The organism is Pseudomonas sp. URMO17WK12:I6, assembly GCF_003253625.1.
Classification (GTDB): Bacteria; Pseudomonadota; Gammaproteobacteria; order Pseudomonadales; family Pseudomonadaceae; genus Aquipseudomonas.
In genome coordinates this window covers 61,728-85,723 of the sequence record NZ_QKYZ01000020.1, presented here as the reverse complement: position 1 = coordinate 85,723, position 23,996 = coordinate 61,728, and the positions used below count along the sequence as shown (strand labels likewise).

The following is a 23,996-nucleotide window of genomic DNA, read 5'->3' as shown; positions in this document are numbered from 1 at the left end:
GTTACCAGGAGTGTTGAATGATGGACCGTCTGACGAGCATGGGAGCGTTTGTGATGGCGGCGGAATCCGGCTCCTATGCCAGTGCTGCCGAGCGATTGGGCCTGTCGGCGCAGATGGTGGCCAAGCATGTTGCCGCGCTTGAGCAGCGGCTAGGTGCGCGGCTGCTGAACCGGACCACCCGACGCCAGAGCCTGACTGAGTTGGGCAGCGCTTACTACGAACGCTGTAAGCACATTTTGAGCGAAGCTCAGGCTGCCGACTCCCTGGCGCAGATCATGAACGACACCCCGCGCGGCAAACTGAAAATCAGTGCTCCCGTCACGTTCGGTTCCTATAGCCTCATGCCTTTTGTGACGGAGTTTTTGCGTCAACACCCGGAAGTCGAAATCGATCTGCATTTGACCGATCGCTTCGTCGATCTGGTGGAGGAGGGTTATGAAGTGACTTTCAGAATTGGCCCGTTGACCGCGTCCAGTTTGACCGCCAGGCCGTTGGCGCCTTATCGGTTGGTAGCCTGTGCGGCACCGAGCTACCTGATCGACCGCGGAGTGCCACAAATACCGGATGATCTGAAGAACCATGAGTGTCTGGGGTATGCCTATTGGTCCCGGCCGGCCGACCGCGAATGGGTATTCTGCAAAGGCTCCGCAGTTGAACGGGTACAAGTCGTCAGTCGATTGCAGGTCAACGAGAGCAAAGCACTGCTGTCGGCAGCGCTGGACGGGTTCGGGATTGTCCTTGGTCCCGAAGACTTTCTTGAGCCCGCGTTGCGCAGCGGTGAGTTGGTTCGACTGTTAGCTGATTACGAAGCACCGAGCCGACAAATGCATTTGCTCTACACGGCCAATCGTCAGAGAACAGCCAAACTCCGACGATTTATCGAGGCTGCGCTCGTCCGCTTTGGTGCTCCTTGAGCAGGCTTTTGAGTTGTCTCAGCCGCATTGGCTTGTGATTGATCGCGGTCGCAGGCCACTGCTTCATTGACTGGCTGTTGTTGGGCCGATTGTTGCCTGTCGCCAAGGGCAGTAAACGACCCATTGCAAGCGATCGCAGCCAATGCAGTTACGGTCAGTTTGCCCGCGCCGAGAGTCGCGTCGTGCAAGATCTACCCGGTTGCGCCGCACTGGAGCATCACGCTGCGTCAATGCCTGTTGCAACCGCCGAGCCACTGCTACGCCAGGACAATACGTTTGAGCTTGGCGTTCAGTGCGGCGAACGCCGCTTCGGTACTGGCCTTGTGGTTGGTGATAAGCACGTCGATGCGTTCTGGCGGGCAGAAAGCGACGCGGCTCTCCACGCCGATCTTGCTGTAGTCGGCGAGGATGACCACGCCTTCGGCATTGTCGGCCATGGCGCGCGCCACTTCGGCTTCGCGGTGGTCGTAGTTGCTGGCACCACGCTGGGCGTCGATGCCGACGGGCGATAACAGCGCGAGGTCGGCCCGATAGCGGCCGATTTCCGCCACCGTGGTGCCGCCAACCGTAGCGGGAGCACGGTCGCCGAGCGAGCCGCCCAGTACGATCACCTCGTTGTGCTGGCCGCCTGGCACAGCGGGATTACGCAATTGCAACGCCACGTTGAACGAGTTGGTGATCACGGTCAGCCCTCCCAGCTTGGCCAGCTCTTCGGCGAGGATGACGGTGGTGGTGCCCGCGTCGATAAACACAGTCTGTCCGTGCGACAGCAGACTGACCGCTGCGCGCGCGAGGTCACGCTTGAATTTGACGTTGATGTTCGCCCGCTCGGCGATGGGCGCTTCGTCCTCAACGCGGATGGCGCCGCCGTGTATCCGCTTCAACTCCCCCTGTTCTTCCAGAGCGACCAGGTCGCGTCGCACCGTCTCGCGTGAAACGTTCAGCTCCGTGACGATGCGGTCGGTGGTGACGCGCTGCAAAGTCGATAGTAGTGCGCGGATCCGCTGGTAACGCTCTTCTTGCCACATACCGGGTGTCCCTGCTGTTCGAGTCGCTGTCCGAGCACGCATTGTGGAGAGGCGTCAGTCGCTGTCAAGTTTGGCGCGGCCTCATGATCATTGGGCTGGCGCAGCCTGCGCGTCATGTTTGTGTGATATTGAGGCATTATTGTTTTTTTGTGTATTTGGAGCTAGCCTCGTGGCCGGACGGTTTCTTCCCTTCGTCCGCATTTCGAAACACGCTTTCGCCATCGCCTCGGTTGTAACCTCTCATTTAGAAGTAGGAGCTATGCCATGCAGCGTCGCCAGTTTCTGAGCACCCTCGCCACCGTTTCCGTTGTCAGTCCGCTGTTGTTGTCGTCCCGCATAACGCAAGCCGCCACGCCCCCGGCCACACCAAGTGCGCTGGCCCCGGCGCGTTGGTCGCCGCTCAACCAAAAGCGTCTGCAGGCGGTGATCGATGAGCACGGCGTCAAGAGCGCGTCCTACCGCCCTGACCAGCGCCCGTACGCGGTGTTCGACTGGGACAACACCTGCATCATGAACGACTGCGAAGAAGCGCTGCTGGTCTACCAGATCAATCATCTGCAGTACAAGCTGACGCCCGATGAGTTCGCTGAGGTGGTGCGTCAGGACGTGCCGAACGGCGCGTTCATGAAGGACTACACCACGGTGGACGGCAAGCCGGTCAAGATGGAAGACATCGCCAGCGACGTAGAAGCGGATTACCGCTGGTTGCACGCCAACTACAAGGGGCTCGCCGGCGACAAGAGCCTGGAAGAGATTCAGGCCAGCGAGCAGTACAAGGATTTTCTCGCCAAGCTCTACTTTATGTACGACGCGATCTGCGACAGTTACCCGGTGGAGATCGGCTATAAGTGGATTCTGTATTTCTACAAGAACATGACCACGGCTGAGTTGCAGGCGATGGCCGAGGCTTCCAACAACTACGCCATCGGCGACGCACTGCGCAAGGTCAAGTACGAGAGCTCACGCACGTTGCCGGGCAAGGCCGGGGTGGTGGCGGATACGCACTTTCATGGCATCCGCATCCATGAGGAAATCCGCGGCCTGATGCACACGCTGCGGGCCAACGGCATCGACGTCTATGTCAGCACCGCCTCCATCGACGATGTGGTACGCGTGTTCGCGGGCAATCCTCATTACGGATACGACGTTCCGCCTGAGAACGTGATCGGCCTGCGCATGGCGATGGAAGGCGGCAAGTACACCACTCGCTATCAGCCAGACTGGCACTTCAACTACGGGCCGGGCAAGACCGTTGGCATCAAGAACGTGCTGGTTAAACAGAAGGGCTATGGCCCGGTGTTGGTGGCTGGCGACAGCGATGGCGATGCCTGGATGCTGCGCGACTTCAACGATACGGCGGTGGGGGTGATCGTCAACCGCATGAAGAAGGGCGAGATCGGCGCCGACAGCCAGCAGGCCGCTACCCAGTTGGGCACCCCGAACGCCCGCTTCATCCTGCAGGGGCGCAACGAGCACACTGGCCTGATGATTCCAGACGAGAAATCGCTCAAGTACGGTAAAGACGAGCTTAAGCTGCTGGCTTGATGGCACTGGCTCGCGGGTGGCCGGCGGCCATCCGCGACCCGCAGTGCAACTCGCCTTGTACCTGCGGGAATGATGATTCTGCGCCGGAAAGTCGTTACCGCTACCGGCCCGAGTGAGTCAGTCGTATCGAGTCAAAATTGTGAGTGGCCCTGGAATTACGAGGCGTGCCCCCACAGACCGTTTTTGGCCGATTGTTGCCTATCGTGAAGGATGAACCGTTTGTCAGGCGTACAAGCCATACCCTGCCGCGATGATCAGCGGAGAAACCAGCAGCGTTGCCCAGAACCCCGATTTTGGAACAGCAATGACGCAAATGATCGAGATCATAAGCACATAGATGCCAACCATTTTAAGTAGCGCGAGATCGCCAATGGCTACGGCGTGAATCGCTGTCTGCCCTGCGAGCATAAAAAGCGGCCCCAGCATGGTAAACCAGAGGGCAGTACGCCGATCTTCGTGCGCTTTGAATTGGTCAACGAAGCCAGAGTCTACAGCGGCGGCGAATGCTGTTTTGAACTTGATAATACCGAACGGAATATGGAGGACACCCAGGGCGAACAGGGTCCATGCGACGATGTTGGACATGTCTTATATGCTCCGTAACGGTGAGGTTGGCTTAGAAGTGGTCACGGCAAATGCGACATTGTTCAGGGAGTAACGCAACATGGGTGACGGCAAGGGCTGCTGCCCGCGAATGAAGCTACCCATTTGCCATCACCGTGTCCATTGTCCACTTTTGAGCGTTCTCTACCAGTCATCACCGGCATCAATCGACTGTGGATTCAACCGATCGACGCAGATTGGCTAAATCGATTAGCCCCTTTTAACCATTGCAATAGGTGGGCGGCACAGTAGAGGCAGCCATGTCCCACGTCAGCATTATCTGGGTGATGGCCGCATCAATGACCCCATGCTGCGTGTTATCCCGAGCAAGGATGGAAATGCCCTGCAAGAAACTGTCGAACACCGTAGCCATCGCGGGCGCGTAAAAATTGCCCGGCAACTGACCGGCACTGACACCCCGCTCAACACACGCCAAAATCCCCGCGCGAGTGCGGGCGCGAGATTGGGTCAGGGCGTCGACCACCCGCGCATTCTCTGGGCTGGGCGCGCTCATCATGCCGAGGGTCACCATGCAACCCTTGGGATGGCCTTCTTCACACTGCATGCGCGCCGACTGGCGCAGAGCTGTCTCGATGGCCTGGCGTGGCGGCAGGCTCTCGTCCCACAGGCATTCGGTGACCTGGGCGAAGGTCGCCAGGTAACGCTGTACACACTCATCAAACAACGCTTCCTTGGAACCGAACGCCGCGTAAAAACTCGGCGCGGAGATCCCGCCACCGAGTCCGGCTTTCAACTGAGCGAGGGAGGTTGCGTCGTAGCCTTGTTGCCAAAACAGGTGCAAGGCCTGTTCTACGGCGTGGTCGCGGTCGAAGGTGCGGGGGCGGCCCATTTGCGCCATTTCAAGGCTCCTCTGAATACCGAGATAAATACTAGTCGATACATAAGTCGTTGACAACAAGCGCTGGCTGCCCTCAACATTTGTATCGATCAGTATTTAAATCTGAAGTCCTCGCTCAAGGAGTCTCCCGTGACACCCTCAATCACCTTATCGGCAGCACCCGACCGCCTGCCCATCGGCGCGTTGCTTGCTCTGGCCATGACCGGCTTCATCTGCATCGTCACCGAAACCCTGCCCGCTGGCCTGTTACCGCTGATCAGTGAAGGCCTGGCGATTTCCCCCTCCATGGCCGGCCAGATGGTCACCGCTTACGCTCTGGGCTCGGTGCTGGCGGTCATCCCCATGACCATCGCCACCCGCGACTGGCGCCGCCGTAACGTGCTGCTGCTGACCATCGTCGGTTTCTTGCTGTTCAATTCCATCACTGCGCTGTCATCCCATTACGGCGTGACTCTGGTGGCGCGCTTCTTCGCCGGTGTCGCGGCGGGGTTGGCCTGGAGCCTGCTGGCCGGCTACGCACGCCGCATGGTGGCGCCCCATCAACAGGGCAAGGCGCTGGCGCTGGCCATGGTCGGCACACCGATTGCTTTGTCCCTGGGCGTGCCCCTCGGCACCTGGCTCGGCGGCCTCGTGGGTTGGCGCACCACCTTCGGCATCATGTCGGCGCTGACCCTGGTGCTGATAATCTGGGTACTGGTGAAAGTCCCTGACTACCCACCCCAAGCTGCGCACCAGCGCATGTCGCTGCGCTCCGTGCTGACCACGCCGGGCGTACAACCTGTACTAGCGGTGGTGATCAGCTGGATGCTGGCACACAACATTCTCTACACCTACATCGCACCGTTTGTGGCGTCGGCGGGGTTGGGGGATCAAGTGGATTTGGTGTTGTTGGTGTTTGGTATTGCGGCGTTGGTGGGGATTTGGGTGACTGCCAAATTGGTTGAGCCATTGTTGCGCAAGACTGTGTTGGTGAGCTTGGCAGCGTTTGCGGCGGTTTGCGTGATGTTAGGTTTTTTGGGTAGCGTGCCTGAGGTGATCTACATCGGCGTAGCGGTTTGGGGGTTGAGCTTCGGAGGGGCGGCGACGTTGCTGCAAACGGCACTGGCGGACGCGGCCGGGGAGGGGGCGGATGTGGCGTTGTCGTTGAATGTGGTGGCCTGGAATAGCGCAATTGCGGGGAGTGGGGTGGTGGGTGGGGTGTTGCTGGATAGGTGGGGCGTCGCCTCTTTTCCATGGGCAATGGTGGTGTTGGTGGGTGTGGGGTTTGCAATTGTCTGGAGCGCTCGGGTTCACGGCTTCAAATCGGGCCCGCGTGCGGCTGGCAGGCCTGCGGTTGCGGGGCACTGAACCACATGAAAAAGCGGCTATCTGAGGGTGCGGCCTTAAATCGATAGCAGCTTTTTGATTCGGAAATCGGAAAAACAACGCTCGACTATGGTACAGCCGTCTGATGAGCCTCCAGGGCGAACCGTGTTCTCAAAGGTGAGGGTATTGAGATGCATGTCGGTGTCCTTGCATGAAAAAATCGCGATTACACACATAGGACGGGCTTCAGGCAAGACGAGGGGGCTTCAGGCGAAGGACCGCTTTTGGCCGTTTGCAGCCGGTCGCGAAGGGCAGAAATTCATCGCGTTCACTAAGATCTGAGGTGTTGGTAGTCAAACGGAGGCGCGCAATGAATCGGTCATCGCTATTTTTCGGATCGTTCAGCATCGCCTGTAGCGCGACAGCCGCTGTTCCACCGCCCATGGGCCCATTCGATGTGATCGAATGGCCGGCCACTCTGAAGGAGGCTCCTTCGCAAGGCGCTACGCTTGGGGCGTTGGTCATTCAATTCGAGAAAACAACGCTAGCGCAGGTGATGAGCGAAGCTTCCGTTGGCACCCTCGCACATCGAGGCGATGCAGGTGCAAGTGTGTATTGGTTGTGCTTCAGCCAGCCAAGTGTCGGCGTGCGGATATGGATCATCTCGAATGCCGAGATGGGCGGGGACAGCCACTATGTGACCAGTGTTGTCGCCGAAAAACTCAAGACTGCACGGCCGAGCAGTGACTGTCCTGCGTTACCGGCACAGTTGCATCCTGTGTCATTTGCCAATCACCTATGGCCAGGTTCTACAGACATAGATATTCAAAGAGTGCTCGGGATACCTTCACATCAGAATGGCGCATGGCGGACTTTCGACTTCCAGGGCAGAAAGCAAGGCAAGTGCGAAGGCGGATACGACGTGTATAACTGGCTGTGGACCCGGTCGGACAACGGGCGCATCAATAGGATTGATGCGGGTCAAACAACCAGCTGCTAGCCGCACTGTTGATATCGCTTCTGGCAAATAGCTGCTTCTGATCAGAGGCAGCTTCACGTACTGAGGCAGTCAGACAACGGATATGGCCACCTTGAACGGCTGCCTATGGGCTAGAGGCAGGATGAACAAGCCAGACATATTGCGCCAGCAGTGCCGCAATCAAACCGATTCCTCCTTGAATGCGTACCCATCGAACAGCCGTTTTACTACCAAGGGATTCGCTTGTAATACTGAATATGGTTTTCATGTACCACATCCAGATACGACTTCGTTGTACATAAGCGAGCACGCGTTCCGGTGCAAACGCCATTGCAGTCGATATGAATACACACCACAAAATAGTCAATAACAGGAACAGCCTGAGCATTTATGCCTCCCATTGCGCTTCCCCAATGCTTTGTTGGCTAGTGACCACCATATACCTCGCCCCGCTGCTGAAGGGCGACGAAAGCCGCTGCTGTTATCTGCTGATCTGTCCAGTTTCTGGTTAACCATATAGTCAGAGCCGCGCCGGACAGGTGCCACCACAGCATTCGCTGTGTTGAGTCCTGTTTGATCAAGTGTTCAGAGGCTACCCACCAGGCGACCTGCATTTTCCTATCGTTGTTACCTTTCAAAATGAAAAGGTCGTACAGATATGAGTACGGGCTCAACTGCACTATTACCGGCTCGCCTGAGCCTTTGGCCAGGCTCCATACCCACTCACGTTGAGCAGTGGATATAGCTTGAGAGGGGGGCGAAGGATACTGCGAAATTCTGCTCAGACCGACCCAATAGGCAGCCCAAGGCAGGATCAGTGCCAGTCCGAGAGTCCCGATGAGCAAAAAGCCGACACGACGCATCATGAGGCTGAGTCCCTTTGCCAGAAAGTAACCATCGCTGCCTTTTTCCTATTTTGGGGGACTTATGGAATAGTGCTTTGTAAAGGCGAGTCATGTGAGCCTCGTATGAGGCGGCTTTCAACCCAGAATGGATGCGACGGACACACAATGAACACTGCTCAACTATCGATTCGACAGTACATCAAAGCCAAGGACGGCAACCGTCCACATTTGTTAGACCAGGCCTTTGCGCCGGACGCGATCCTGGACATGGTCGTGCACACCGGATCCATCTCGTTTCCACCCCACGTCGAAGGCCTTGGGCCTATCGGTGATGTGCTGGTCAGGCGGTTCGGCCAGACCTTCGAAAACGTCTATACCTTCTGCCTGGGACACCCACCTGAACCGCAGGCCAAAACCTTCCAGTGCAAATGGCTGGTCGGCATGTCCGACAAGCACTCTGGCGACGCCCGGGTCGGTTGCGGTCTGTATGAATGGCAGTTCAGCCCCGAGTCGGGGCTTGTCCAGAGGCTCACTATCACCATCGAGCACATGAAAACCCTGCCAGAGACTGATCTGCACTGCATCATGGAGTGGCTATCGCATCTGGATTACCCATGGTGCCGCCCGGAAATGTTAGTGAGCAATGCTCCAGACATAGACTCGCTTGAAGAGGTGATCCAGTACGTTACGGCCAATATTCCAACTTGCTCCTCGCCGGTGGACGGGTCGTCGCTATCTCAATAGTCGCTCAACCTGCGCCAACTCCCAGGTGCTCAGTAAACTGACCGGGTCAGTGCCGTAACGCCAGGCCTGGAGTGTTCCCTCGCGACCGTCCGGACTTCGGCAGTGTTGGCAGTGGTGCAAGCGGTTGCCGTCGAAGTCGAGGGTCAGACGCCAGCCTTCGATATCGACCTGTATCTGACCGGGTTCACACGGTTCGTGGAGGCGCCGCAACGGGAGGACTTCCAGGGCGGCGTCTCGCAGGCGTTGGCAGACTTCGCGGGCGGTGAGGGCGGGTGTCGGGGTTAGGCTCTGCAAGGTCATTCTCATTCTTGGGAGTAGCTTTTGGAGCATTGTAACGAGACGCGCCGGCGTCATATCACCGGATACGGATTTTCGGCGTCACGGACATGCCGACTCGCAGCTTCGCCGCCGCGGGCTGATCGGGATCGATGCGAATGCGTACAGGCAAGCGCTGGACGATTTTCGTGAAGTTGCCAGTTGCGTTGTGTGGCGCGACGGCGGAGTAGGTGACTCCGCTGGCCGGTCCCAGGCTGTCCACCGTTCCTTGCAGCGTCTCGCCCGGCAAGGCATCCACCTCGATATCCACGGCTTGACCCTTTTGTACACGCGCCAGTTGCGTCTCCCTGTAGTTGGCCGTGACATAGACGGCATCGAGCGGAACAATCGCCAGCAAGGGTTTTCCGGCATTGACGAAAGCACCGATACGCACCGATTTCTGTCCGATCGTGCCGCCGATCGGCGCAGTGATGCGGGTATAGGAAAGTTTCAGCTCTGCGGTGGCTTGTGCGGCTTGCGCGTGGGCAAGAGCCGCCCTGGCTTTCTCCAGATCAGCTTTCAGGATATCCACTTGTTGCCGAGCGGCCTGTAAACCTGCCTGGCTCGTTTCCCCTCGGGCCTGTTGAATGCTCAGTTGCGCTTCGGCCTGTTGCCGCGCTTGCACGGTTCCCGAGCCGTCGGTGGCCAGGTTGCGATAACGGGTCTGATTGACGCTGGCCAGCTTGAGCGCAGCGTCGTCTGCGGCAACGGCCGCTTGGGCCTGGCGGATGGCGGTTTCCTGCTGAATCAGGTGTGCTTGCAGGCTGGCGATGCCGGCCCGGGCACTGGCGACCTCGGCCTTCGCCGCGTTCAGGGTCGCAACGAAATCACGGTCGTCAATGATCGCGAGTAGATCGCCTTTCTTGACCAGCTGGTTGTCTTCGACCATCACTGAGTCGACCGTTCCCGACACCTGCGGTGCAACCGTGGTGAAGTCGGCGAGGACGTAGGCATCGTCCGTGGACTGGGTCGATGCGCTGGATTCGGGGCGATTGAGATAGAGAACACCGCCGATCGCCACTGCAAGCAGTAGCACCGCACTGATGATCCTGGCTTTCTTTGGCAAGGCCATGATGGGTTATCCGTGTGAGGAAGATGAAGGAGAGGTAGAGGGTGAGGCCGCGCGCACGTCGGGTGCGGGGATGTAGGTCAGCCGCAGCACCAGAGGAATCAACACCAGTGCCAGAATGCCCAGCACGCGATAGGCGTCGGCGATCGACAGCACCTGCGACTGCTGGCCGATGAGGTCCATCAGTTGCGAAGGCTCAAGCGCCAGGGCGTTATCTGCCAGGGCCGCATGGTTCAGCAGCATTTCCCCATGGAAACGACCGCGCACGGTCATCAGCTGTCCGACCACTGCCGCACCGGCCAGTGAACCGAAGGCGCGCAGGGTGTTGATGGTGCCGGACACATAAGGTCCTTCGGGGGGCTGCACAACGCTGGTGACCAGAAACAGCATCGATACCACCGCCATTGGCTGGCCGAAGGCTTGCAAAGTTTGCACCACGACGAACTGCTCGCGGTTCCAGTCGGAGGTCAATTGCGCGCCGTAGAAGCATGCCAGTGCGATCAACAACAACCCCAACGTGAACACGATGCGCGCATCGACCCGCTTCTGATACAGCAGCAGCGCCACGACAGGCCCCAGGACCAGTTGCGGTAAGGCGACGATCAAACCGATCGATGCCATTTGCAGGGGGCGGTAGTTCTGCAACGGGCCGAGATAACTGGCCGGCAAGAGTGAGCTGGACATCAGCACCACCAACAGGCAGACGAACAGAATGCAGCCCAGCCCCAGGTTGCGGCGGCCGAGAATCTGCAATTTGATGAACGGTGAGGGGTGATACCACTCAGTCAGCAGGTAGACGGCCAGCAGTGCCAGTCCGGCCGCCAGCGATAAGGTGATCAAGGGCGAATGAAACCAGTCCAGCCGTACGCCTTGATCCAGTGCGACGGTGATCAAGCCGAGCGCGGGCACACCGCAGGCCATGCCGGACCAATTGGCCTGCCCAAAGCGTGGGATCTGGATGGGCTCTCGTGGCAATCCCCATCCGACCAACAATCCGGCGATGAGGGTCAGGGGAATGATCTGCCAGTACACCCAGCGCCAGTCGAACAGCCCATCCGTCCAGTACCCGGCCAGCCAGATCGAGAGATTGGGCGCGAAGGTCGCGGTCATCGCATACAGCGCCAGCCCATACAGCCGGATGGGCGCTGGCAGGAATTTCAGCGCCGCCATCATCAGCAACGGAATCGTCGTGCCGCAGGCAATGCCTTGCACAAAGCGCAAGGTCAGCAGCAGGTTCAGATCGTGGATGAAGGGCAGGATCACCGCCAGCAGTGCACAACTGCCGAGCATCCACAGTTCGAAGCGCCGCAGCGAAAGCGTAATGGCAAACCACGCCGCAAAGGGCATGGCAATCAGTTCCCCGGCGCTGTACGCGGTGGTCAGCCAGGAGGCATCGTCGAGGCCAAAACCGAGTGCACCGCGTACATCGGCCAACGCCAATGCGCCGACGCGGGTGTTCAAACCCGCCATCATGGCTGCGATGAAAATCCCGACGAGACCTGCCATTGGGCGCATCGAGGGTTTGGCCCCGGGCGTTGCGGTAGCAGGGACGTCCGCTGGCGACAATGCGACTCCGTTCATTGGCCGGCCTTCGAGGGTGCAGCGACCGGAGACGCGAGGGCAACCGATGGAGGTGCCGTCGAGTGATCGATGCCAACCTGCGGGTCCCAACCGCCACCCAGCGACTTGTAGAGGTTGACCACGGTGAGCGTGGCGTTGGTCGCGCTGTCGTTGAGACTGGTTTGGCTGGCAAGCACATTGAGCTGCGCCGTCAGTACGCTCAGATAGTCCGTAGCGCCTTGCTGATAGCCGCGTTCGGCAGACTGCAGTGCTTGCTTGTTCTGTTCGTACGAATCCAGCAATTCAGCGTGCCGGCGTTGTTGGGCCGCCCAGGCATCCAGGGCGTTGTCCACTTCATGCCAGGCTCGCAATACCGTTTGCCGATAAGCCAGCGCGGCGGTTTTTTGCCGTGATTGGTTCAGGGCCAGACGCTGCGTCAACCGCCCTCCCTGGAAGATCGGAAGGTAAACCGTCGGGCCGACGGAAAAGAAGCGCGAGTCCCAACTCGCGAGATCGCTGCTTTCGAAGGCTTCCACGCCGACTTTTCCTTTCAAACCGATGCGTGGGTAGAAATCAGCCTTGGCCACACCGATGGCTGCTGTCGCGGCATGCAGCTGGGCTTCGGCGCGCAGGATGTCGGGTCGCCGGTGAGCCAATTCCGAAGGGACGCCGACCGGCACGCGGGTCGGCAGCGAAGGCAAGGGCATGGCGTCACGCAGTTGCGCATCGAGCGCGCGTGGCTGTTCTCCCATCAACAACGCCAGCGCATTCATCAGGGCATTGCGGCGCTGGGTCAGTTCGGGAACCAAGGCTTTGATCGTCGCCAATTGCGCGCGAGCGGACGAGGTTTCGAAGCGCGTCGCGACGCCGTTACGCTCGCGGCTTTCGGCCAGGCCGAGGGTGCGTTCGGCAATCCTCAGATTTTGCTGTGCAATGTCCAGTTGTGCCTGCGTTCCGCGCAACTGCAAATAGGTGCGCGCCACTTCGGCGGACAAAGCCACCCGTGCCGCTTCGCGGTCATACACCGTGGCTTCCAGGGTCGCTGCAGCACCTTCGCGCGTGCGTTGGGCACGGCCCCACAGATCGAGCTCCCAACTGGCATCGAATCCAAGCTGCCAGAAATTATCGGGGGCAGTAGGCGCTCCCAGGGCGGCGAACTTGCCATGTTCGCTGAGCCCCTCACGCGTGTAGCTGGCATTGGCCGCCACGCTGGGCAGCAACTGCGAGGAGGAGATGCCCAGTTGCGCTCGGCTTTGTTCAATGCGTTCGGAGGCTATGAGCAGATCAAGGTTGTCAGCCTGCGCACGTGATTGCAGCTCGGTGAGCACGGCGTCGTTGAACAACAACCACCACTGGGAGGGCACTGCGGCGTCGGAAGTCAGGGCGGCGCTTGGGTAGTCCTGTCTGGGCGCCAGCACCGTTTGGTGAAGACCGTTTTCAGGCTTCACGAAGTCGGGGCCGACCATGCAGCCGACCAGCGAAACTGCGCCTAGGGTTGCGATTGCGCACTGCCGTAATTGTGAAAGCAGCCGTTGAGAAGTCATTGCAGCGTCCTGTCGAGGAAGGGAGCGCCTCAGGCCGATATCGTTGAACGGATGATGTCGGCCGAGTAGGGTGTCACCGAGCACGCAGCTGGCCGCGTGTGCGGGCGGCGCTGTCAGTGCACCGGAGTAAAAATGGGCTTGCTCTTGTCCTTCAACAGGACGACCAGAAACTTGGCGGGTTTGGTGAGGCTGGCGTTGCGCCCGACCGTGTGGACGTCGTCCGGGCCTTCGTAGAAGGTCTGGCCCGGTGTCAGCGTGACGGATTCGCCGCCGCGCACGCCCATCACAATCGAACCCTCCAGCACATAGATGAATCCGTGTGCATTGTGCCGATGCACGGGATCGCCTCCACCCGGTGGAAACTCCACCGTGATCATCACCGCCTCCTTATCGGGATAGTCCGCCAGTGCTTTGGTCATCAGCGGTGTTACCTGCGCCGGTGGCAATGCCTCCTGCGCGCCGGCGGTGCCGGTGGTCAACAGGAGTCCTATGGCGAAGGTTCTGAAAATGGACATGGCGTGTTCCTCGTTGTCGATTAGTAGATGGCGCAGCACCCTGGCGGGGCTGCGCCTGTGTGCCGATGCCTGATCAGGACAGGCCGGACTTGTCTACGCCGAATGCCTTGTCGTACGAGCCGGGCACGACCTGGAAGCCCACGTTGATGCGATTCCAGGCATTGATCGACATGATCAGGAAGGTCAGGTCCGATATCTCTTTCTCGGACAGTTGTATACGAACACGCTCATAGAGCTCATCAGGCACGCCATGGGCGGGAATCTGGGTGAGGATTTCGGTCCATGCCAAGGCCGCGCGTTCGCGTGGGCTGAACAGCGTTGACTCACGCCAGATGGCGACATGGTGGATCCTGAGCGGCCGCTCGCCATGGATCATGGCTTCCTTCACGTGCATGTCCACGCAGAAGGCGCAGCCGTTGAGTTGCGATGCCCTGATATCCACGAGATCGCGCAGCGACTCCTCGATGGCGCATTGCTTGAAGGCAAGGCTGAACTCGACGAACTTCTTGAACAACTCGGGGGATTGCTTCTGGTAATCGATGCGCTGGGTCATGGTGAATCCTCTGTGTGAGAAATACGTAGGTGGAGATTCGATAGCGTCCTGCCTGGCTGACTGGCGCGGTCTTTAAGCCGATGTGCGGCTGAGCCAGTTCAGGAAGCGTGTCGGACCGATGTGCGCGTCGTCGCCCGCGACCAGGGATCGATCATTCAACTCATCGCCGAAGTAGCGCGCATGCACGTCGGCGATGACCTGCCGTTTGTCGTGGTGCGCGGCAAGAAACTTGCGCGCCAGTTCGTCGAGAGGGAAACGATCAGGTCCGCCCACTTCGACGATGCCATTGACCGGTGCCCCGACCGCAAGATCGGCCAGCACCGCCGAGACGTCATCCGATGCGATGGGCTGGATAAGGGCAGGCGAGAGGCGAATCGTGTCGCCGTCGGCACCCGAATTGACAATGCCTTCGATGAACTCAAAGAACTGCGTCGAACGCAGGATGGTGTAGGGGATCTTCGACGCCTTGATCAACGCTTCCTGGGCGACTTTTGCCCGGAAGTAACCGCTTTGCGGAAGACGATCAGGGCCTACGACAGAGAGCGCGACATGGTGCTCCACCCCAGCGGCCGCTTCGGCTGCAAGCAGGTTTCGACCGGACGTTTGAAAGAACTCCATGACGGCCCGGTCTTCAAACGAGGGAGAGTTCGCCACATCGACGACGACCTGAGCACCGGCAAGCGCTTCGGCCAGCCCCTCGCCAGTGAGGGTGTTCACACCCGTGCGTGGCGAGGCCGCCACCGTCTCGTGTCCATAGAGACGTAGCCTGCTGACAATGTTCGACCCGATCAGTCCGCTACCGCCAATAACGACAATTTTCATGTCCCGCTCCTCGGTTGGGTGTCGATCAAATTCGTTGCAGTGATCGATGTAGGGAGCATGCTCGCCAGCCGGGCGCGATACTTTGTCGAAGCCTTGGGTTTCCATTGAATTTGGCTTGGCTATTTGTCCAGGAACCCGTGTTATAAATCACGTCGCCTGGCCGCCAATCGTCGGCCGGTAACCACGGGCATGTGCCCGGCACGTGAGTACGGGACAGGAGCCCTGAATGCTATTGGTGTTTGATGACTGCGTGCTCGACCTGGACCGACGAGAACTCCTTCGGGCCTCCCAGGTCGTTGCCACTGCGCCCCAGGTTTTCGACCTGCTGGTTTACCTGGCGCAGAACCGCGAGCACGTCGTCAGTCGGGACGACCTGATCAATGCGATATGGACCGGCCGAATCGTCTCCGAGTCGACCCTGGCCAGCCACATCAATGCGGTGCGCAAGGCAGTCGGTGACAACGGTCAGCAGCAGCGTGTGATTCGAACGGTGGCCCGCAAGGGGTTCCGCTTCGTCGCCGACGTCAAGTCGCTGGATTGCGTTGGCCTTCCAGGCACCGAATCCGCCCCCTCGGTTCAAGCCTCTGCATCCGAGCCGGCGCTGCCGGCCAAACCGTCCATCGCGGTCTTGCCGTTCGTGAACTTGAGCGGGGACGAAGAGCAGGATTACCTGGCCGACGGCGTGGTAGGGGACATCATCGCGGCGCTGTCGCAGTATCGCTGGCTGTTTGTCGTCGCGCGCAACTCGAGCTTTACCTACAAGACCCGTACGGTGGACGTGAAACAAGTCGGTCGCGAATTGGGCGTTCGCTATGTGCTGGAGGGCAGTTGGCGCAAAGCCAACAATCGCGTGCGCATCACGGCCCAGCTGATCGATGCGACGACCGGGGCTCACCATTGGGCGGGTCGTTTCGAAGGTGTGCTGGGGGACATTTTCGAACTGCAGGACCAGATCACCGAAAGCGTGGTTGGCGCGATCGCGCCACAGCTTGAGCGGGCGGAGATCGAGCGTGCGAGGCACACGCCCACCGAAAGTCTCGACGCCTACGATTACTATCTGCGCGCAATGGCCAAGCTTCATCATGGCACCCGGGAGGCCATCGACCAGGCGCTGCCGCTCTTCCATAGGGCCATAGAGTTCGACCCGGATTTTGCATCGGCCTATGCGATGGCGGCCTGGTGTCATAGTTGGCGCAAAGCCAATCGCTGGATGACTGATCACCCACGGGAGGTCGCGGAGGGTATCCGACTCGCTCGCCGGGCAGTGGAGTTGGACAAGGGCGATGCGGTCGCTCTCACCAGAAGCGGCCATACGCTTGGCTATCTTGCCGGCGACCTGCGGGGTGGCATTGCATTGCTGGACAAGGCACTCGTGCTCAATCCGAACCTCGCCGCCGCATGGTTCCTCGGCGCGTTCCTCAGGCTCTGGCACGGCGAAACCGATGCAGCCATCGAGTACTTTACGCACGCCATGCGGTTCAGCCCCCTCGACCCGGAGCTGTACAGAATGCAAGCCGGAATGGCAGTCGCGAATCTCTTCGTGGGGCGCTTTGATACGGCGTCGTCATGGGCAGAGAAAGCACTTCGGGATTTGCCCGATTTTCTGTTGGCTGTCGCCATCCTTGCAGCGAGCCATGCGCTTGCCGGACGGATGGCCGAAGCGCAGCGTGCGATGGACCATTTGCGCAAGCTCGATCCTACGTTATGCCTCAGCACTATCTCTGATTGGCTACCGATCCACAGGCCGGAGAATCTCGCCACGCTGGTGGACGGTCTACGCAAAGCGGGACTGCCGGAATAAGGGGCACCGCCTGTTCATTGCGCGGGGAGAGGCGTCTGGAGCAGCCAGAATCGACATATCCAAACGCCCAGCCCCAAGCAGCGTTGGCTAACGCCCCAGCGCCGCTTCGATCGCTGCGATGTCGATCTTGCTCATCCCCATCATGGCGTCGAACGCGCGCTTGGCCGCCGCTCGATCAGGAACAACTCTTTACGGGGCTGCTTGCGTTTTCCGGCGTACTCGGCATCGGCGAAAGTCATTTGCTTCATCGGAAAACTTGGCGGGTAGAGTCGGGGTATTTTCATTACGCACTCAACAACGGTGCCTGATCATAATTCTTGGCATAGGCATTCTCCACCCCCGGCAAAATCTCGACGATGGTGAAATACCGATCCCAGAACGGCGTCTCCCGCAGATCCTCCACCAGCAGTTCATACGCATGATGACTGTCGGTTTCCCACAACCACAGATCGGTGACCCGCGCCGAATAGAACTCGATGTCGAAAAACCGCATCGAGACCTGCGCCGCATGCTTTTGCAAAATCGGCTCCATCTGCGTGCGCATCAGCTCAAAGCGATGCTCGACTGAAAACCCCAGCCATTCCTGGGTGGTCTTGACCAACATGAAAACACTCAGTGATGTCGTAGCCATGATAATGATTCCTGGTAGTTGAAGAGTGGGGAAAGCCAATCCAGAATACGAGTCATAACTCATATTTAAAACTCGCATCCCGATCATGACCAAACACCGCGAAATACCGCCCTTAAACCCCCGCAAACTCCCGACCCAGCGCCGTTCGGCCAACACCGTCGACACCATTCTCGAAGCCGCTGCTCGCATTCTCGAAACCGACGGCCTCGCCGCCTGCTCCACCAACGCCGTGGCGCAGCGCGCCGGCGTAAGCATCGGCTCGCTGTACCAGTACTTCCCCAACCGCGACGCCCTGACCGTCGCCTTGATCGAACGCGAAACCACTCAGTTGCTCGATGACGTCCAGCACGTCCATCAACACGACGACGCCCTCGCACGCATCCGCGCACTGGTCCAGGCCTCCGTCGCCCACCAGCTACGGCGCCCGGAACTGGCCAGAATCATCGACTTCGAAGAGCGCCGCTTACCGCTGCAAGAGCGCCATGAGCGCGTGGCCAACGTCATTCTTACCGAACTGATAGCGGCGCTGACCCTTCCGTCAGCCCCGTGGGTCTGCGCCGATGTACTGCAGACCGCGCAAGACCTGCTGGCGATGGCCCACGGCATGATCGATGCGGCGGGGGAGCGGGGGGAGACGGATGCGGTGAGTTTGGAAGGACGGGTGATGCGAGCGTTGCTGGGGTTTTTGTGCGGGTAGTGGGCTGTCTGGGCCAGCTCTTGGCGGCCAGGAGACAAGACCGGATGGTGTAAGGGTGGTGATCGATTGTGCTCGGCGAACCTCTGACTGGAACGGTGGGCGAGAGGTAGCTCTATCGGAACTCTCTGGAAGCTCGGCGGGGGAAGTCCGGAAATTTTGCCAAAATCAGGAAGTCTTTTTCAGAATTTCCCTAGGGCCTGGCCACAAGGTTTTAGAACATGCGTAAGCGATGGGCTTGAAACGGTAAGCAGGCTGCAGCTTCCGTTTCCCAGAAGCTGACAGTTCAGTTGGAAGCGTTGTTTCGCTGCTGAAGCTCAAGTTGCTTGGCAGCACTGGCTTCGAGGTTTGCACGCTCTTCATCCAGATATCGATAAATGCTTTGGAAGCTGGCGATTTTCTGTTTGATTTCTGCCATCTTTTTTTCAATTAGCTTAGCGCCGTCAGCACAATCGATCAGCTTGTTCCGCTGCGCATCCAGAATCTCGCCTATTTCCCCCAGGGAAAACCCCATGCTTTGCGCGCGCTGGATAAAGTCCAGATCCTGCAGAGTTTGCGCTGTGTAAACGCGATAGTTGTTAGTTTGCCGCAGCGATGAGATCAGGCCGATTTGCTCGTAGTAACGCAGCGTATGGCGGCTGGCGCCGCTGCGGGTTTCGAGTTCACCGATTTTCATGAAAACACCTCTTGACTGTAGAGTTGGGTCGATAGTTTACGCTTGATTTCTCACCTTAAACAAGGAACAGGGAAATGAGCGTGGAGTGCTTTGTCACGGGGGGTACCGGCTTCATCGGTCAACATTTGGTGGCGTACCTGAGTGCAAAAGGTCACACCATTCGGGTGTTGATGCGTCGCCCGGAGCGACTAGCTGCACTGCGGGAGCAAGTCGATAATTTGGGAGGGTGCGCAACCCGGGTATTTGCCGTAGCTGGCGATCTGGAACGGGACAACCTCGGGCTGAGTCTTGCTGACCGAGAAGTGCTAAGGCGTGCCAGAGTCATATTCCACCTGGGCGCCCACTTCGCATGGGGGCTTTCAGTGGAGCATTCTCGTGCGGTGAATGTGGAAGGGGCAAAGCGCGTGGCGCTGTTGGCGGCTGAGCAAAAAAGCCGGTTAGTGATGATCGGCGGCTACATGCTGAAAAATCATGAACATCTGCAGCGCATCGGAATTGATCCTCGTTATCCGGAGCTGACGAATTGGCCTGCCGTCTACCGACATGTCGGTGGTTACGAGGGGAGCAAGCTGGAGGCGCATTTTGCGACCCTGGAGGTCATGTCCGCCAAGGGCGGGGAGATGACCGTTGTCCACCCCGCGACGGTTTGTGGCCACAGCCGCACGGGGTATATCCTTGAAGGTCAGCCGCTGGTGGAGCTGATACGCAACCTTGTGCAGGGAAAGCTGACTGCAGTGCCCGGTACCGCCGAGCACTGGCTGCCACTGGTCACCGTGGATTACCTGGTTGAGCTGGTGGCGGTTTGTGCTTTTGATCCTGCCATGGTGGGCCAGGAACTGCTGGCGCTTGATGACCAAACTCCCAACTTGCGAGAACTCCTGGTACAGGTGGCACAACCTTTGGGCTTAAAGTCTCCCAAGCATTACATTCCACTCCGTTTGCTGAAGTTGCTACTGAGTATTCCTCCCGTGGCGCGGTTTTTGAATACAAAACCCGAAGCCTTGGACTTTATCCAGACCACTCGTTTTGATACAGCAGCGGTCGAGCAATTTGCCAACAGACATGGAATAGCCAAACCGGATATACGTCAGTCTTTGCAGCACACTGCAACGTTCGTCAACTCATATTGCATAGCCAAGGGCCAGGCCCTCTGACTTCACCCTTGGGGGCGACAAAATCGTTAGCCCCTTATGTCACAATAAATAGTGGGGTTGGCGGAATCTTCGTACCCTCAAACTTTGCGCCGTCGATGTGGGGCGGCATTCTATCGAACGACAATTCAGCGACAGGGATCGTCATCAATGCAATCTACTTTCAGCAAAGGCGTCATATTTGCCCTCTCCGCCGCGGCACTGAACGCAACGATCGGTGTACTCAGCAAAGTACTCATGAGTAATGGCTTCACCGCCAGCAGTGTCGCTGTCATCAAGACCGTACTGGGTTGCATGCTTCTCTCGATCTTGCTGTTTTTCCTCAAGCGCCCGGCGTCGACGACCAAATGGACTCAGGCGGCAATCTGCGCATTCCTTGGCATCTTTGTGCTGTTCCACTTCGAAACGTCCGCCTATCGGCACTACGCTGCGGCAGGTGTGGTGGTTGTGCTGATGGCCAGTGCCTCAATTTCCTCGATCATTCTGGGGCGCATTTTCCTCAAGGATGCCATCACCGCGAACGCGACCGTGGGCGCCGCACTGGCTATCGCTGGGATCGCGGTGATCTTCGGCGCCGACCTGCAGCAGGGCTTTACCCTGCAAGGTGCTGCGCTAGCCTCCATGGCCGGCTGCGGCTACGGGGCCTTTTCGGTTGCCATGAAGCGGATGGGTGTGTCAGGGGGGCTGCACTTCACCCGGCAATTGTTGTTCTTTGGCAGCCTGTACCTGCTGATGCCGGCTGCGGCCGATGGTTTCGCGATCGGCGAGCTGTCGCCGCTGGCGATCGCCGCACTGCTGGCGCTGGCCGCGCTGCCGACAATCCTGGGCTTCTTCTGCACCACCAAGGCCATCGAGTATCTCAAGCCATCCCAAGTGCAGGCGCTGGAGCTGACCGAGCCGTTGTTCGCCGCGCTGCTGGCGTTTGTGGTGCTCAATGAAGTACCGCGCGAAAGCCTGTACGCAGGGGCAGTACTGATCATCGTCGGCCTGTGTTTTTCCAATGAGCTGATCCGCTTGGGCAGCAAAGCATCCGTCCCTTCGACCGAGTGAGCTACTTTCGGATCCTGATTGCTTTAGCAATCAGTGGTTTTTAAGTGTTTTGAGCGACTGACCGCTTCTGGCCTCATCCACAGCGGATCAGCGTCGTCCGGTCCGGGTGCTCACATCTACCCACACGGCCAACACCAGAATGCTGCCCTTGACGATCATCTGCCAATAACTGTCGACGTCGAGCATGGACATGCCGTTGTCCAGGCTGGTGATGACCAGCGCGCCGAGGAGGGCGCCGTAGACAGTGCCGGAGCCGCCGCGCATGGAGGTGCCGCCGATGAAGCAGGCGGCGATGGCGTCGAGTTCGCCCATGCTGCCGGCCGAGGGCGAACCGGCGGCCAGGCGCGCGGTGTTGACCACCCCGGCGAGGGCGCACATCACGCCCATGATCCCGAAAATCCAGAGCTTCACGGCCTGTACATTGATACCGGACAGGCGCGTCGCTTCCATGTTGCTGCCCACGGAATAGACGCGTCGGCCGAAGACGGTCTGACTGGTCACGTAGCTGAACCCGCCCAGCAGGATCAGCAGAAGCAGGACCGGCACGGGAATGCCGTCATAGCTGTTCAGGGTCTGGACGAAGCCGGCCAGCACCGCGCCGATCAACAGCACGCGTGCTACGTCACGCACCAGTGAATGTGCCGCCAGGCCGTGAAGGGCGCGATTGCGCCGTTGTTTCCAGGTCAGGAACAACGTCAGTGCGAACAGCAGAACGCCCAGGCCCGTGCCGATCGTGTGTGGCAAATAACCCTGGCCAATGTAGACGAGCTCCGGCGACACCGGGGCGATGGTCGTGCCGCCGGTAATCCCCAGCAAAATGCCCCGGAAAGCCAGCATGCCCCCCAGCCCCACGATGAAAGACGGAATGCGCAGGTAGGCGGCCATGTAGCCGTTGGCGAGGCCGATCAGCAGTCCGCACAGGACGACAAGGCTCAGGTTCGCCAGCAGCGGTATGTGGTAGATAACGTCGAGAATGGCCGCGACGCCACCGAGCAGGCCCAGCAATGAGCCGACCGACAAATCGATCTCGCCGCTGATGATGACCAGCACCATGCCGCAGGCGAGAATCCCGGTAATGGACATCTGGCGCAGCAGATTGGAGAGGTTGCGCGGTGTCAGGAATCCGCCCTCGGTCTGCCAGCTGAAGAACAGCCAGATAAACGCCACGGCAAACACCAGCGCGAGCATCTTGTAGCGGGTGAAGAGTTGTTTGACCTGATTCATTTACGCGGATTTCCGATCTTTATTGTTATGGCTGTCAGGCTGGCTGAGTGCGGCGGCGAGCAGCTGTTCCTGAGTGAGTTCATGGTTGATGAAGTCGCCCTGCAACCGGCCTTCGCCGATCACCAGTACGCGGTCGGAAACGCCGAGCACTTCGGCCAGCTCCGAAGACACCATGATGATCGACACGCCTTCGGCCGCCAGCGCCCCCATCAACTTGTAGATCTCGTACTTGGCGCCGACATCGACACCTCGGGTGGGCTCATCGAGAATCAGGACCCGGGGTTTGGTCAGCAGCATCTTCGCCAATACGGCTTTTTGTTGATTGCCGCCGGACAGACTGGTGATCGGCAGGAACGGGCTCGCGGTCTTGAGGTGCAGGCGCGAAATTTCTCGATCGATGCTGCCGAGTTCGGCTTCGGCATCGATGCGGGTCAGTCTCGAGTAACTGTCCAGCACGGCCAGGGTGATGTTCTGGCCGACTCCCAAGTCTGGAATGATGCCCTGGCGCTTGCGGTCCTCGGGCACCAGGCACAGGCCGGCGCGGATTGACTTGAGCGGCGTGCGGGTGTCGATGAGTTGGCCGTCCAGCCAGACTTCGCCTTCGTGACGACCGGGGTAGGCGCCGAACAGCGCGGTCACCAGTTCGGTGCGGCCTGCACCGACCAGCCCGGCGATGCCGAGGATTTCCCCGCGTTTGAGGGTGAACGAAATATCGTCGACCCGTTTGCGCCTGGGGTTGTCGACGTCGTAGCAGGTGATGTGGCGGGCTTCGAAAATCACCTCGCCGATGTCGTGTGGCTCGGTGGGGTAGAGGTTGCTCATTTCCCGTCCGACCATCTGAGTGATGATCTGTGGAATATCCATGTCCGCCATGGCGGTCGTGGCGATGTGTTTGCCGTCTCGGATTACCGAAATGGTGTCGCACACGGCGGCCACTTCATCGAGCTTGTGGGAGATGTAGACACAGGCAACACCCTTGGCCTTGAGGTCGCGGATGATGTCCAGCAACACCTCGATTTCCGAACGGGTCAGGGCCGATGAAGGCTCGTCGAGGATCAGCAGGCGTGCCTGCTTGTTCAGTGCCTTGGCGATTTCCACCAGTTGCTGATAGCCGCCGCCGTATTGCGAAACCGGCAGCGATACGTTCATGTCCGGCACTTTCAGTTCACGCATCAGGGCTTCGGCGCGGTGGATCATCGCCGGGTAATTCATCCGCCCACCAGGCAGCGTCAGTTCATGGCCCATGAAAATGTTCTCGGCCACCGACAGGTCGGGAACCAGCGTCAGTTCCTGGTGAATGATGACGATACCGGCGGCTTCCGTTTCGCTGATCGATTGCGCCTTGAGCGGTTGACCGTCCCAGAGGATCTCACCATCCCAGGTGCCATGGGGGTACACCGCGGAAAGGATCTTCATCAGCGTGGACTTGCCGGCGCCATTCTCGCCGCACAGCCCGACGCACTCACCTGGCTTGACCTTGATGTCGATGCCATTGAGCGCTTTGACACCGCCGAAGGTTTTGACGATACCGTTCATTTGCAGCAGATAGTCGGACATGGCAGAGACTCA

Annotated in this window: 26 protein-coding genes and 1 pseudogene; 9 read left to right on the top strand and 18 right to left on the bottom strand. The window is 59.2% G+C overall.

Annotation, left to right across the window (positions count from 1 at the left end; genetic code table 11):
* The first annotated feature begins 17 nt into the window (after positions 1 to 17).
* A complete protein-coding gene (locus F475_RS26580) occupies positions 18 to 914 on the top strand; it encodes a LysR family transcriptional regulator (RefSeq protein WP_177431133.1) in 897 nt (298 codons plus the stop codon).
* A 257-nt stretch (positions 915 to 1,171) separates the two neighbouring features.
* Here F475_RS26580 and F475_RS26575 read toward each other — a convergent pair whose 3' ends face one another.
* A complete protein-coding gene (locus F475_RS26575) occupies positions 1,172 to 1,942 on the bottom strand; it encodes a DeoR/GlpR family DNA-binding transcription regulator (protein ID WP_019648581.1) in 771 nt (256 codons plus the stop codon).
* 264 nt (positions 1,943 to 2,206) lie between these two features.
* Here F475_RS26575 and F475_RS26570 point away from each other — a divergent pair, with 264 nt between their 5' ends.
* The gene (locus F475_RS26570) at positions 2,207 to 3,487 is read left to right on the top strand and encodes an HAD family hydrolase (protein ID WP_111455125.1); all 1,281 of its coding nucleotides are present in this window, start codon (positions 2,207 to 2,209) and stop codon (positions 3,485 to 3,487) included.
* A 222-nt stretch (positions 3,488 to 3,709) separates the two neighbouring features.
* On the opposite strand, the gene F475_RS26565 is transcribed toward F475_RS26570, so the two are convergent.
* Positions 3,710 to 4,072: a DUF6463 family protein gene (locus F475_RS26565; RefSeq protein WP_111455124.1), complete on the bottom strand. Its 363-nt coding sequence runs from the start codon at positions 4,070 to 4,072 to the stop codon at positions 3,710 to 3,712.
* A 238-nt stretch (positions 4,073 to 4,310) separates the two neighbouring features.
* Positions 4,311 to 4,949 carry a TetR/AcrR family transcriptional regulator gene (locus F475_RS26560; RefSeq protein ID WP_111455123.1) on the bottom strand — a complete coding sequence of 213 codons (639 nt, stop codon included), beginning with the start codon at positions 4,947 to 4,949 and terminating at the stop codon, positions 4,311 to 4,313.
* A 129-nt stretch (positions 4,950 to 5,078) separates the two neighbouring features.
* Here F475_RS26560 and F475_RS26555 point away from each other — a divergent pair, with 129 nt between their 5' ends.
* Together F475_RS26555 and F475_RS26550 are read left to right on the top strand one after the other, a co-directional pair.
* Complete coding sequence (locus tag F475_RS26555; RefSeq protein WP_111455122.1) at positions 5,079 to 6,296, top strand: MFS transporter; 1,218 nt, start codon at positions 5,079 to 5,081, stop codon at positions 6,294 to 6,296.
* A gap of 328 nt (positions 6,297 to 6,624) precedes the next feature.
* Entirely contained in the window at positions 6,625 to 7,254 is a 630-nt protein-coding gene (locus tag F475_RS26550) for a hypothetical protein (protein WP_111455121.1), read from the top strand.
* 103 nt (positions 7,255 to 7,357) lie between these two features.
* Here the strand turns inward: F475_RS26550 and F475_RS30270 are convergent, their stop codons facing one another.
* A complete protein-coding gene (locus tag F475_RS30270; protein WP_140393623.1) occupies positions 7,358 to 7,621 on the bottom strand; it encodes a hypothetical protein in 264 nt (87 codons plus the stop codon).
* Positions 7,622 to 7,658: 37 nt separating this feature from the next.
* Positions 7,659 to 8,099 carry a hypothetical protein gene (locus tag F475_RS26545; RefSeq protein ID WP_086944913.1) on the bottom strand — a complete coding sequence of 147 codons (441 nt, stop codon included), beginning with the start codon at positions 8,097 to 8,099 and terminating at the stop codon, positions 7,659 to 7,661.
* Positions 8,100 to 8,243: 144 nt separating this feature from the next.
* Here F475_RS26545 and F475_RS26540 point away from each other — a divergent pair, with 144 nt between their 5' ends.
* The gene (locus F475_RS26540) at positions 8,244 to 8,822 is read left to right on the top strand and encodes a hypothetical protein (RefSeq protein ID WP_111455120.1); all 579 of its coding nucleotides are present in this window, start codon (positions 8,244 to 8,246) and stop codon (positions 8,820 to 8,822) included.
* Here F475_RS26540 and F475_RS26535 read toward each other — a convergent pair.
* From F475_RS26535 to F475_RS26505, 7 genes are all read right to left on the bottom strand, one after another.
* Positions 8,811 to 9,122: a hypothetical protein gene (locus F475_RS26535; RefSeq protein ID WP_111455119.1), complete on the bottom strand. Its 312-nt coding sequence runs from the start codon at positions 9,120 to 9,122 to the stop codon at positions 8,811 to 8,813. The two genes, F475_RS26540 and F475_RS26535, sit on opposite strands and share 12 nt — an antisense overlap.
* Positions 9,123 to 9,177: 55 nt before the next feature.
* Positions 9,178 to 10,209, bottom strand: a complete 1,032-nt coding sequence (locus F475_RS26530; RefSeq protein WP_111455118.1) for an HlyD family secretion protein — start codon at positions 10,207 to 10,209, stop codon at positions 9,178 to 9,180.
* Between the two features lie 6 nt (positions 10,210 to 10,215).
* Positions 10,216 to 11,712: an MFS transporter gene (locus F475_RS26525; protein ID WP_111455117.1), complete on the bottom strand. Its 1,497-nt coding sequence runs from the start codon at positions 11,710 to 11,712 to the stop codon at positions 10,216 to 10,218.
* A gap of 71 nt (positions 11,713 to 11,783) precedes the next feature.
* Positions 11,784 to 13,310, bottom strand: a complete 1,527-nt coding sequence (locus F475_RS26520) for an efflux transporter outer membrane subunit (RefSeq protein ID WP_111455116.1) — start codon at positions 13,308 to 13,310, stop codon at positions 11,784 to 11,786.
* Positions 13,311 to 13,423: 113 nt separating this feature from the next.
* The gene (locus F475_RS26515; RefSeq protein WP_018930042.1) at positions 13,424 to 13,825 is read right to left on the bottom strand and encodes a cupin domain-containing protein; all 402 of its coding nucleotides are present in this window, start codon (positions 13,823 to 13,825) and stop codon (positions 13,424 to 13,426) included.
* 73 nt (positions 13,826 to 13,898) lie between these two features.
* Positions 13,899 to 14,378: a carboxymuconolactone decarboxylase family protein gene (locus F475_RS26510; protein WP_111455115.1), complete on the bottom strand. Its 480-nt coding sequence runs from the start codon at positions 14,376 to 14,378 to the stop codon at positions 13,899 to 13,901.
* Positions 14,379 to 14,450: 72 nt separating this feature from the next.
* A complete protein-coding gene (locus F475_RS26505) occupies positions 14,451 to 15,200 on the bottom strand; it encodes an SDR family oxidoreductase (protein ID WP_111455145.1) in 750 nt (249 codons plus the stop codon).
* A 226-nt stretch (positions 15,201 to 15,426) separates the two neighbouring features.
* On the opposite strand from F475_RS26505, the gene F475_RS26500 reads away from it, so the two are divergent.
* Positions 15,427 to 17,001 (top strand): winged helix-turn-helix domain-containing protein, encoded by a 1,575-nt coding sequence (locus F475_RS26500; RefSeq protein ID WP_111455114.1) that lies wholly within the window; start codon positions 15,427 to 15,429, stop codon positions 16,999 to 17,001.
* Between the two features lie 87 nt (positions 17,002 to 17,088).
* On the opposite strand, the pseudogene F475_RS30885 reads toward F475_RS26500, so the two are convergent.
* From F475_RS30885 to F475_RS26490, 3 genes and pseudogenes are all read right to left on the bottom strand, one after another.
* A pseudogene (locus F475_RS30885) lies at positions 17,089 to 17,181 on the bottom strand (VOC family protein); the annotation flags it as partial.
* Positions 17,142 to 17,285 (bottom strand): hypothetical protein, encoded by a 144-nt coding sequence (locus F475_RS30370; protein ID WP_158538471.1) that lies wholly within the window; start codon positions 17,283 to 17,285, stop codon positions 17,142 to 17,144. The gene F475_RS30370 and the pseudogene F475_RS30885, both read right to left, overlap by 40 nt.
* The gene (locus F475_RS26490) at positions 17,285 to 17,632 is read right to left on the bottom strand and encodes a darcynin family protein (RefSeq protein WP_026286721.1); all 348 of its coding nucleotides are present in this window, start codon (positions 17,630 to 17,632) and stop codon (positions 17,285 to 17,287) included. Before F475_RS26490 ends, F475_RS30370 begins: the two co-directional genes overlap by 1 nt.
* Before the next feature lie 85 nt (positions 17,633 to 17,717).
* Here F475_RS26490 and F475_RS26485 point away from each other — a divergent pair, with 85 nt between their 5' ends.
* Positions 17,718 to 18,329 (top strand): TetR/AcrR family transcriptional regulator, encoded by a 612-nt coding sequence (locus tag F475_RS26485; RefSeq protein WP_064618570.1) that lies wholly within the window; start codon positions 17,718 to 17,720, stop codon positions 18,327 to 18,329.
* A gap of 283 nt (positions 18,330 to 18,612) precedes the next feature.
* On the opposite strand, the gene F475_RS26480 is transcribed toward F475_RS26485, so the two are convergent.
* Positions 18,613 to 19,002 (bottom strand): MerR family transcriptional regulator, encoded by a 390-nt coding sequence (locus F475_RS26480; RefSeq protein ID WP_018930049.1) that lies wholly within the window; start codon positions 19,000 to 19,002, stop codon positions 18,613 to 18,615.
* Between the two features lie 74 nt (positions 19,003 to 19,076).
* On the opposite strand from F475_RS26480, the gene F475_RS26475 reads away from it, so the two are divergent.
* Positions 19,077 to 20,156, top strand: coding sequence for an SDR family oxidoreductase (locus F475_RS26475; RefSeq protein WP_086944906.1), 1,080 nt, complete (start codon positions 19,077 to 19,079; stop codon positions 20,154 to 20,156).
* A 147-nt stretch (positions 20,157 to 20,303) separates the two neighbouring features.
* On the top strand, positions 20,304 to 21,203 hold the full coding sequence (locus tag F475_RS26465; RefSeq protein WP_111455113.1) for a DMT family transporter: 900 nt from the start codon (positions 20,304 to 20,306) through the stop codon (positions 21,201 to 21,203).
* Between the two features lie 87 nt (positions 21,204 to 21,290).
* On the opposite strand, the gene F475_RS26460 is transcribed toward F475_RS26465, so the two are convergent.
* Together F475_RS26460 and xylG are read right to left on the bottom strand one after the other, a co-directional pair.
* On the bottom strand, positions 21,291 to 22,427 hold the full coding sequence (locus F475_RS26460) for a sugar ABC transporter permease (RefSeq protein ID WP_018930052.1): 1,137 nt from the start codon (positions 22,425 to 22,427) through the stop codon (positions 21,291 to 21,293).
* Positions 22,428 to 23,984, bottom strand: a complete 1,557-nt coding sequence (xylG, locus tag F475_RS26455) for a D-xylose ABC transporter ATP-binding protein (RefSeq protein WP_111455112.1) — start codon at positions 23,982 to 23,984, stop codon at positions 22,428 to 22,430.
* Positions 23,985 to 23,996 lie beyond the last annotated feature (12 nt).

Coding starts and splice junctions, on each gene's coding strand:
- F475_RS26535 (WP_111455119.1), bottom strand. CDS start 9,122: ATGACCTTGCAGAGCCTAACCCCGACACCCGCCCTCACCGCCCGCGAA.
- F475_RS26510 (WP_111455115.1), bottom strand. CDS start 14,378: ATGACCCAGCGCATCGATTACCAGAAGCAATCCCCCGAGTTGTTCAAG.
- F475_RS26540 (WP_111455120.1), top strand. CDS start 8,244: ATGAACACTGCTCAACTATCGATTCGACAGTACATCAAAGCCAAGGAC.
- F475_RS30270 (WP_140393623.1), bottom strand. CDS start 7,621: ATGCTCAGGCTGTTCCTGTTATTGACTATTTTGTGGTGTGTATTCATA.
- F475_RS26545 (WP_086944913.1), bottom strand. CDS start 8,099: ATGATGCGTCGTGTCGGCTTTTTGCTCATCGGGACTCTCGGACTGGCA.
- F475_RS26515 (WP_018930042.1), bottom strand. CDS start 13,825: ATGTCCATTTTCAGAACCTTCGCCATAGGACTCCTGTTGACCACCGGC.
- F475_RS26465 (WP_111455113.1), top strand. CDS start 20,304: ATGCAATCTACTTTCAGCAAAGGCGTCATATTTGCCCTCTCCGCCGCG.
- F475_RS26480 (WP_018930049.1), bottom strand. CDS start 19,002: ATGAAAATCGGTGAACTCGAAACCCGCAGCGGCGCCAGCCGCCATACG.
- F475_RS26580 (WP_177431133.1), top strand. CDS start 18: ATGATGGACCGTCTGACGAGCATGGGAGCGTTTGTGATGGCGGCGGAA.
- xylG (WP_111455112.1), bottom strand. CDS start 23,984: ATGTCCGACTATCTGCTGCAAATGAACGGTATCGTCAAAACCTTCGGC.
- F475_RS26520 (WP_111455116.1), bottom strand. CDS start 13,310: ATGACTTCTCAACGGCTGCTTTCACAATTACGGCAGTGCGCAATCGCA.
- F475_RS26560 (WP_111455123.1), bottom strand. CDS start 4,949: ATGGCGCAAATGGGCCGCCCCCGCACCTTCGACCGCGACCACGCCGTA.
- F475_RS30370 (WP_158538471.1), bottom strand. CDS start 17,285: ATGAAAATACCCCGACTCTACCCGCCAAGTTTTCCGATGAAGCAAATG.
- F475_RS26485 (WP_064618570.1), top strand. CDS start 17,718: ATGACCAAACACCGCGAAATACCGCCCTTAAACCCCCGCAAACTCCCG.
- F475_RS26570 (WP_111455125.1), top strand. CDS start 2,207: ATGCAGCGTCGCCAGTTTCTGAGCACCCTCGCCACCGTTTCCGTTGTC.
- F475_RS26575 (WP_019648581.1), bottom strand. CDS start 1,942: ATGTGGCAAGAAGAGCGTTACCAGCGGATCCGCGCACTACTATCGACT.
- F475_RS26500 (WP_111455114.1), top strand. CDS start 15,427: ATGCTATTGGTGTTTGATGACTGCGTGCTCGACCTGGACCGACGAGAA.
- F475_RS26550 (WP_111455121.1), top strand. CDS start 6,625: ATGAATCGGTCATCGCTATTTTTCGGATCGTTCAGCATCGCCTGTAGC.
- F475_RS26460 (WP_018930052.1), bottom strand. CDS start 22,427: ATGAATCAGGTCAAACAACTCTTCACCCGCTACAAGATGCTCGCGCTG.
- F475_RS26530 (WP_111455118.1), bottom strand. CDS start 10,209: ATGGCCTTGCCAAAGAAAGCCAGGATCATCAGTGCGGTGCTACTGCTT.
- F475_RS26490 (WP_026286721.1), bottom strand. CDS start 17,632: ATGGCTACGACATCACTGAGTGTTTTCATGTTGGTCAAGACCACCCAG.
- F475_RS26475 (WP_086944906.1), top strand. CDS start 19,077: ATGAGCGTGGAGTGCTTTGTCACGGGGGGTACCGGCTTCATCGGTCAA.
- F475_RS26565 (WP_111455124.1), bottom strand. CDS start 4,072: ATGTCCAACATCGTCGCATGGACCCTGTTCGCCCTGGGTGTCCTCCAT.
- F475_RS26525 (WP_111455117.1), bottom strand. CDS start 11,712: ATGGCAGGTCTCGTCGGGATTTTCATCGCAGCCATGATGGCGGGTTTG.
- F475_RS26505 (WP_111455145.1), bottom strand. CDS start 15,200: ATGAAAATTGTCGTTATTGGCGGTAGCGGACTGATCGGGTCGAACATT.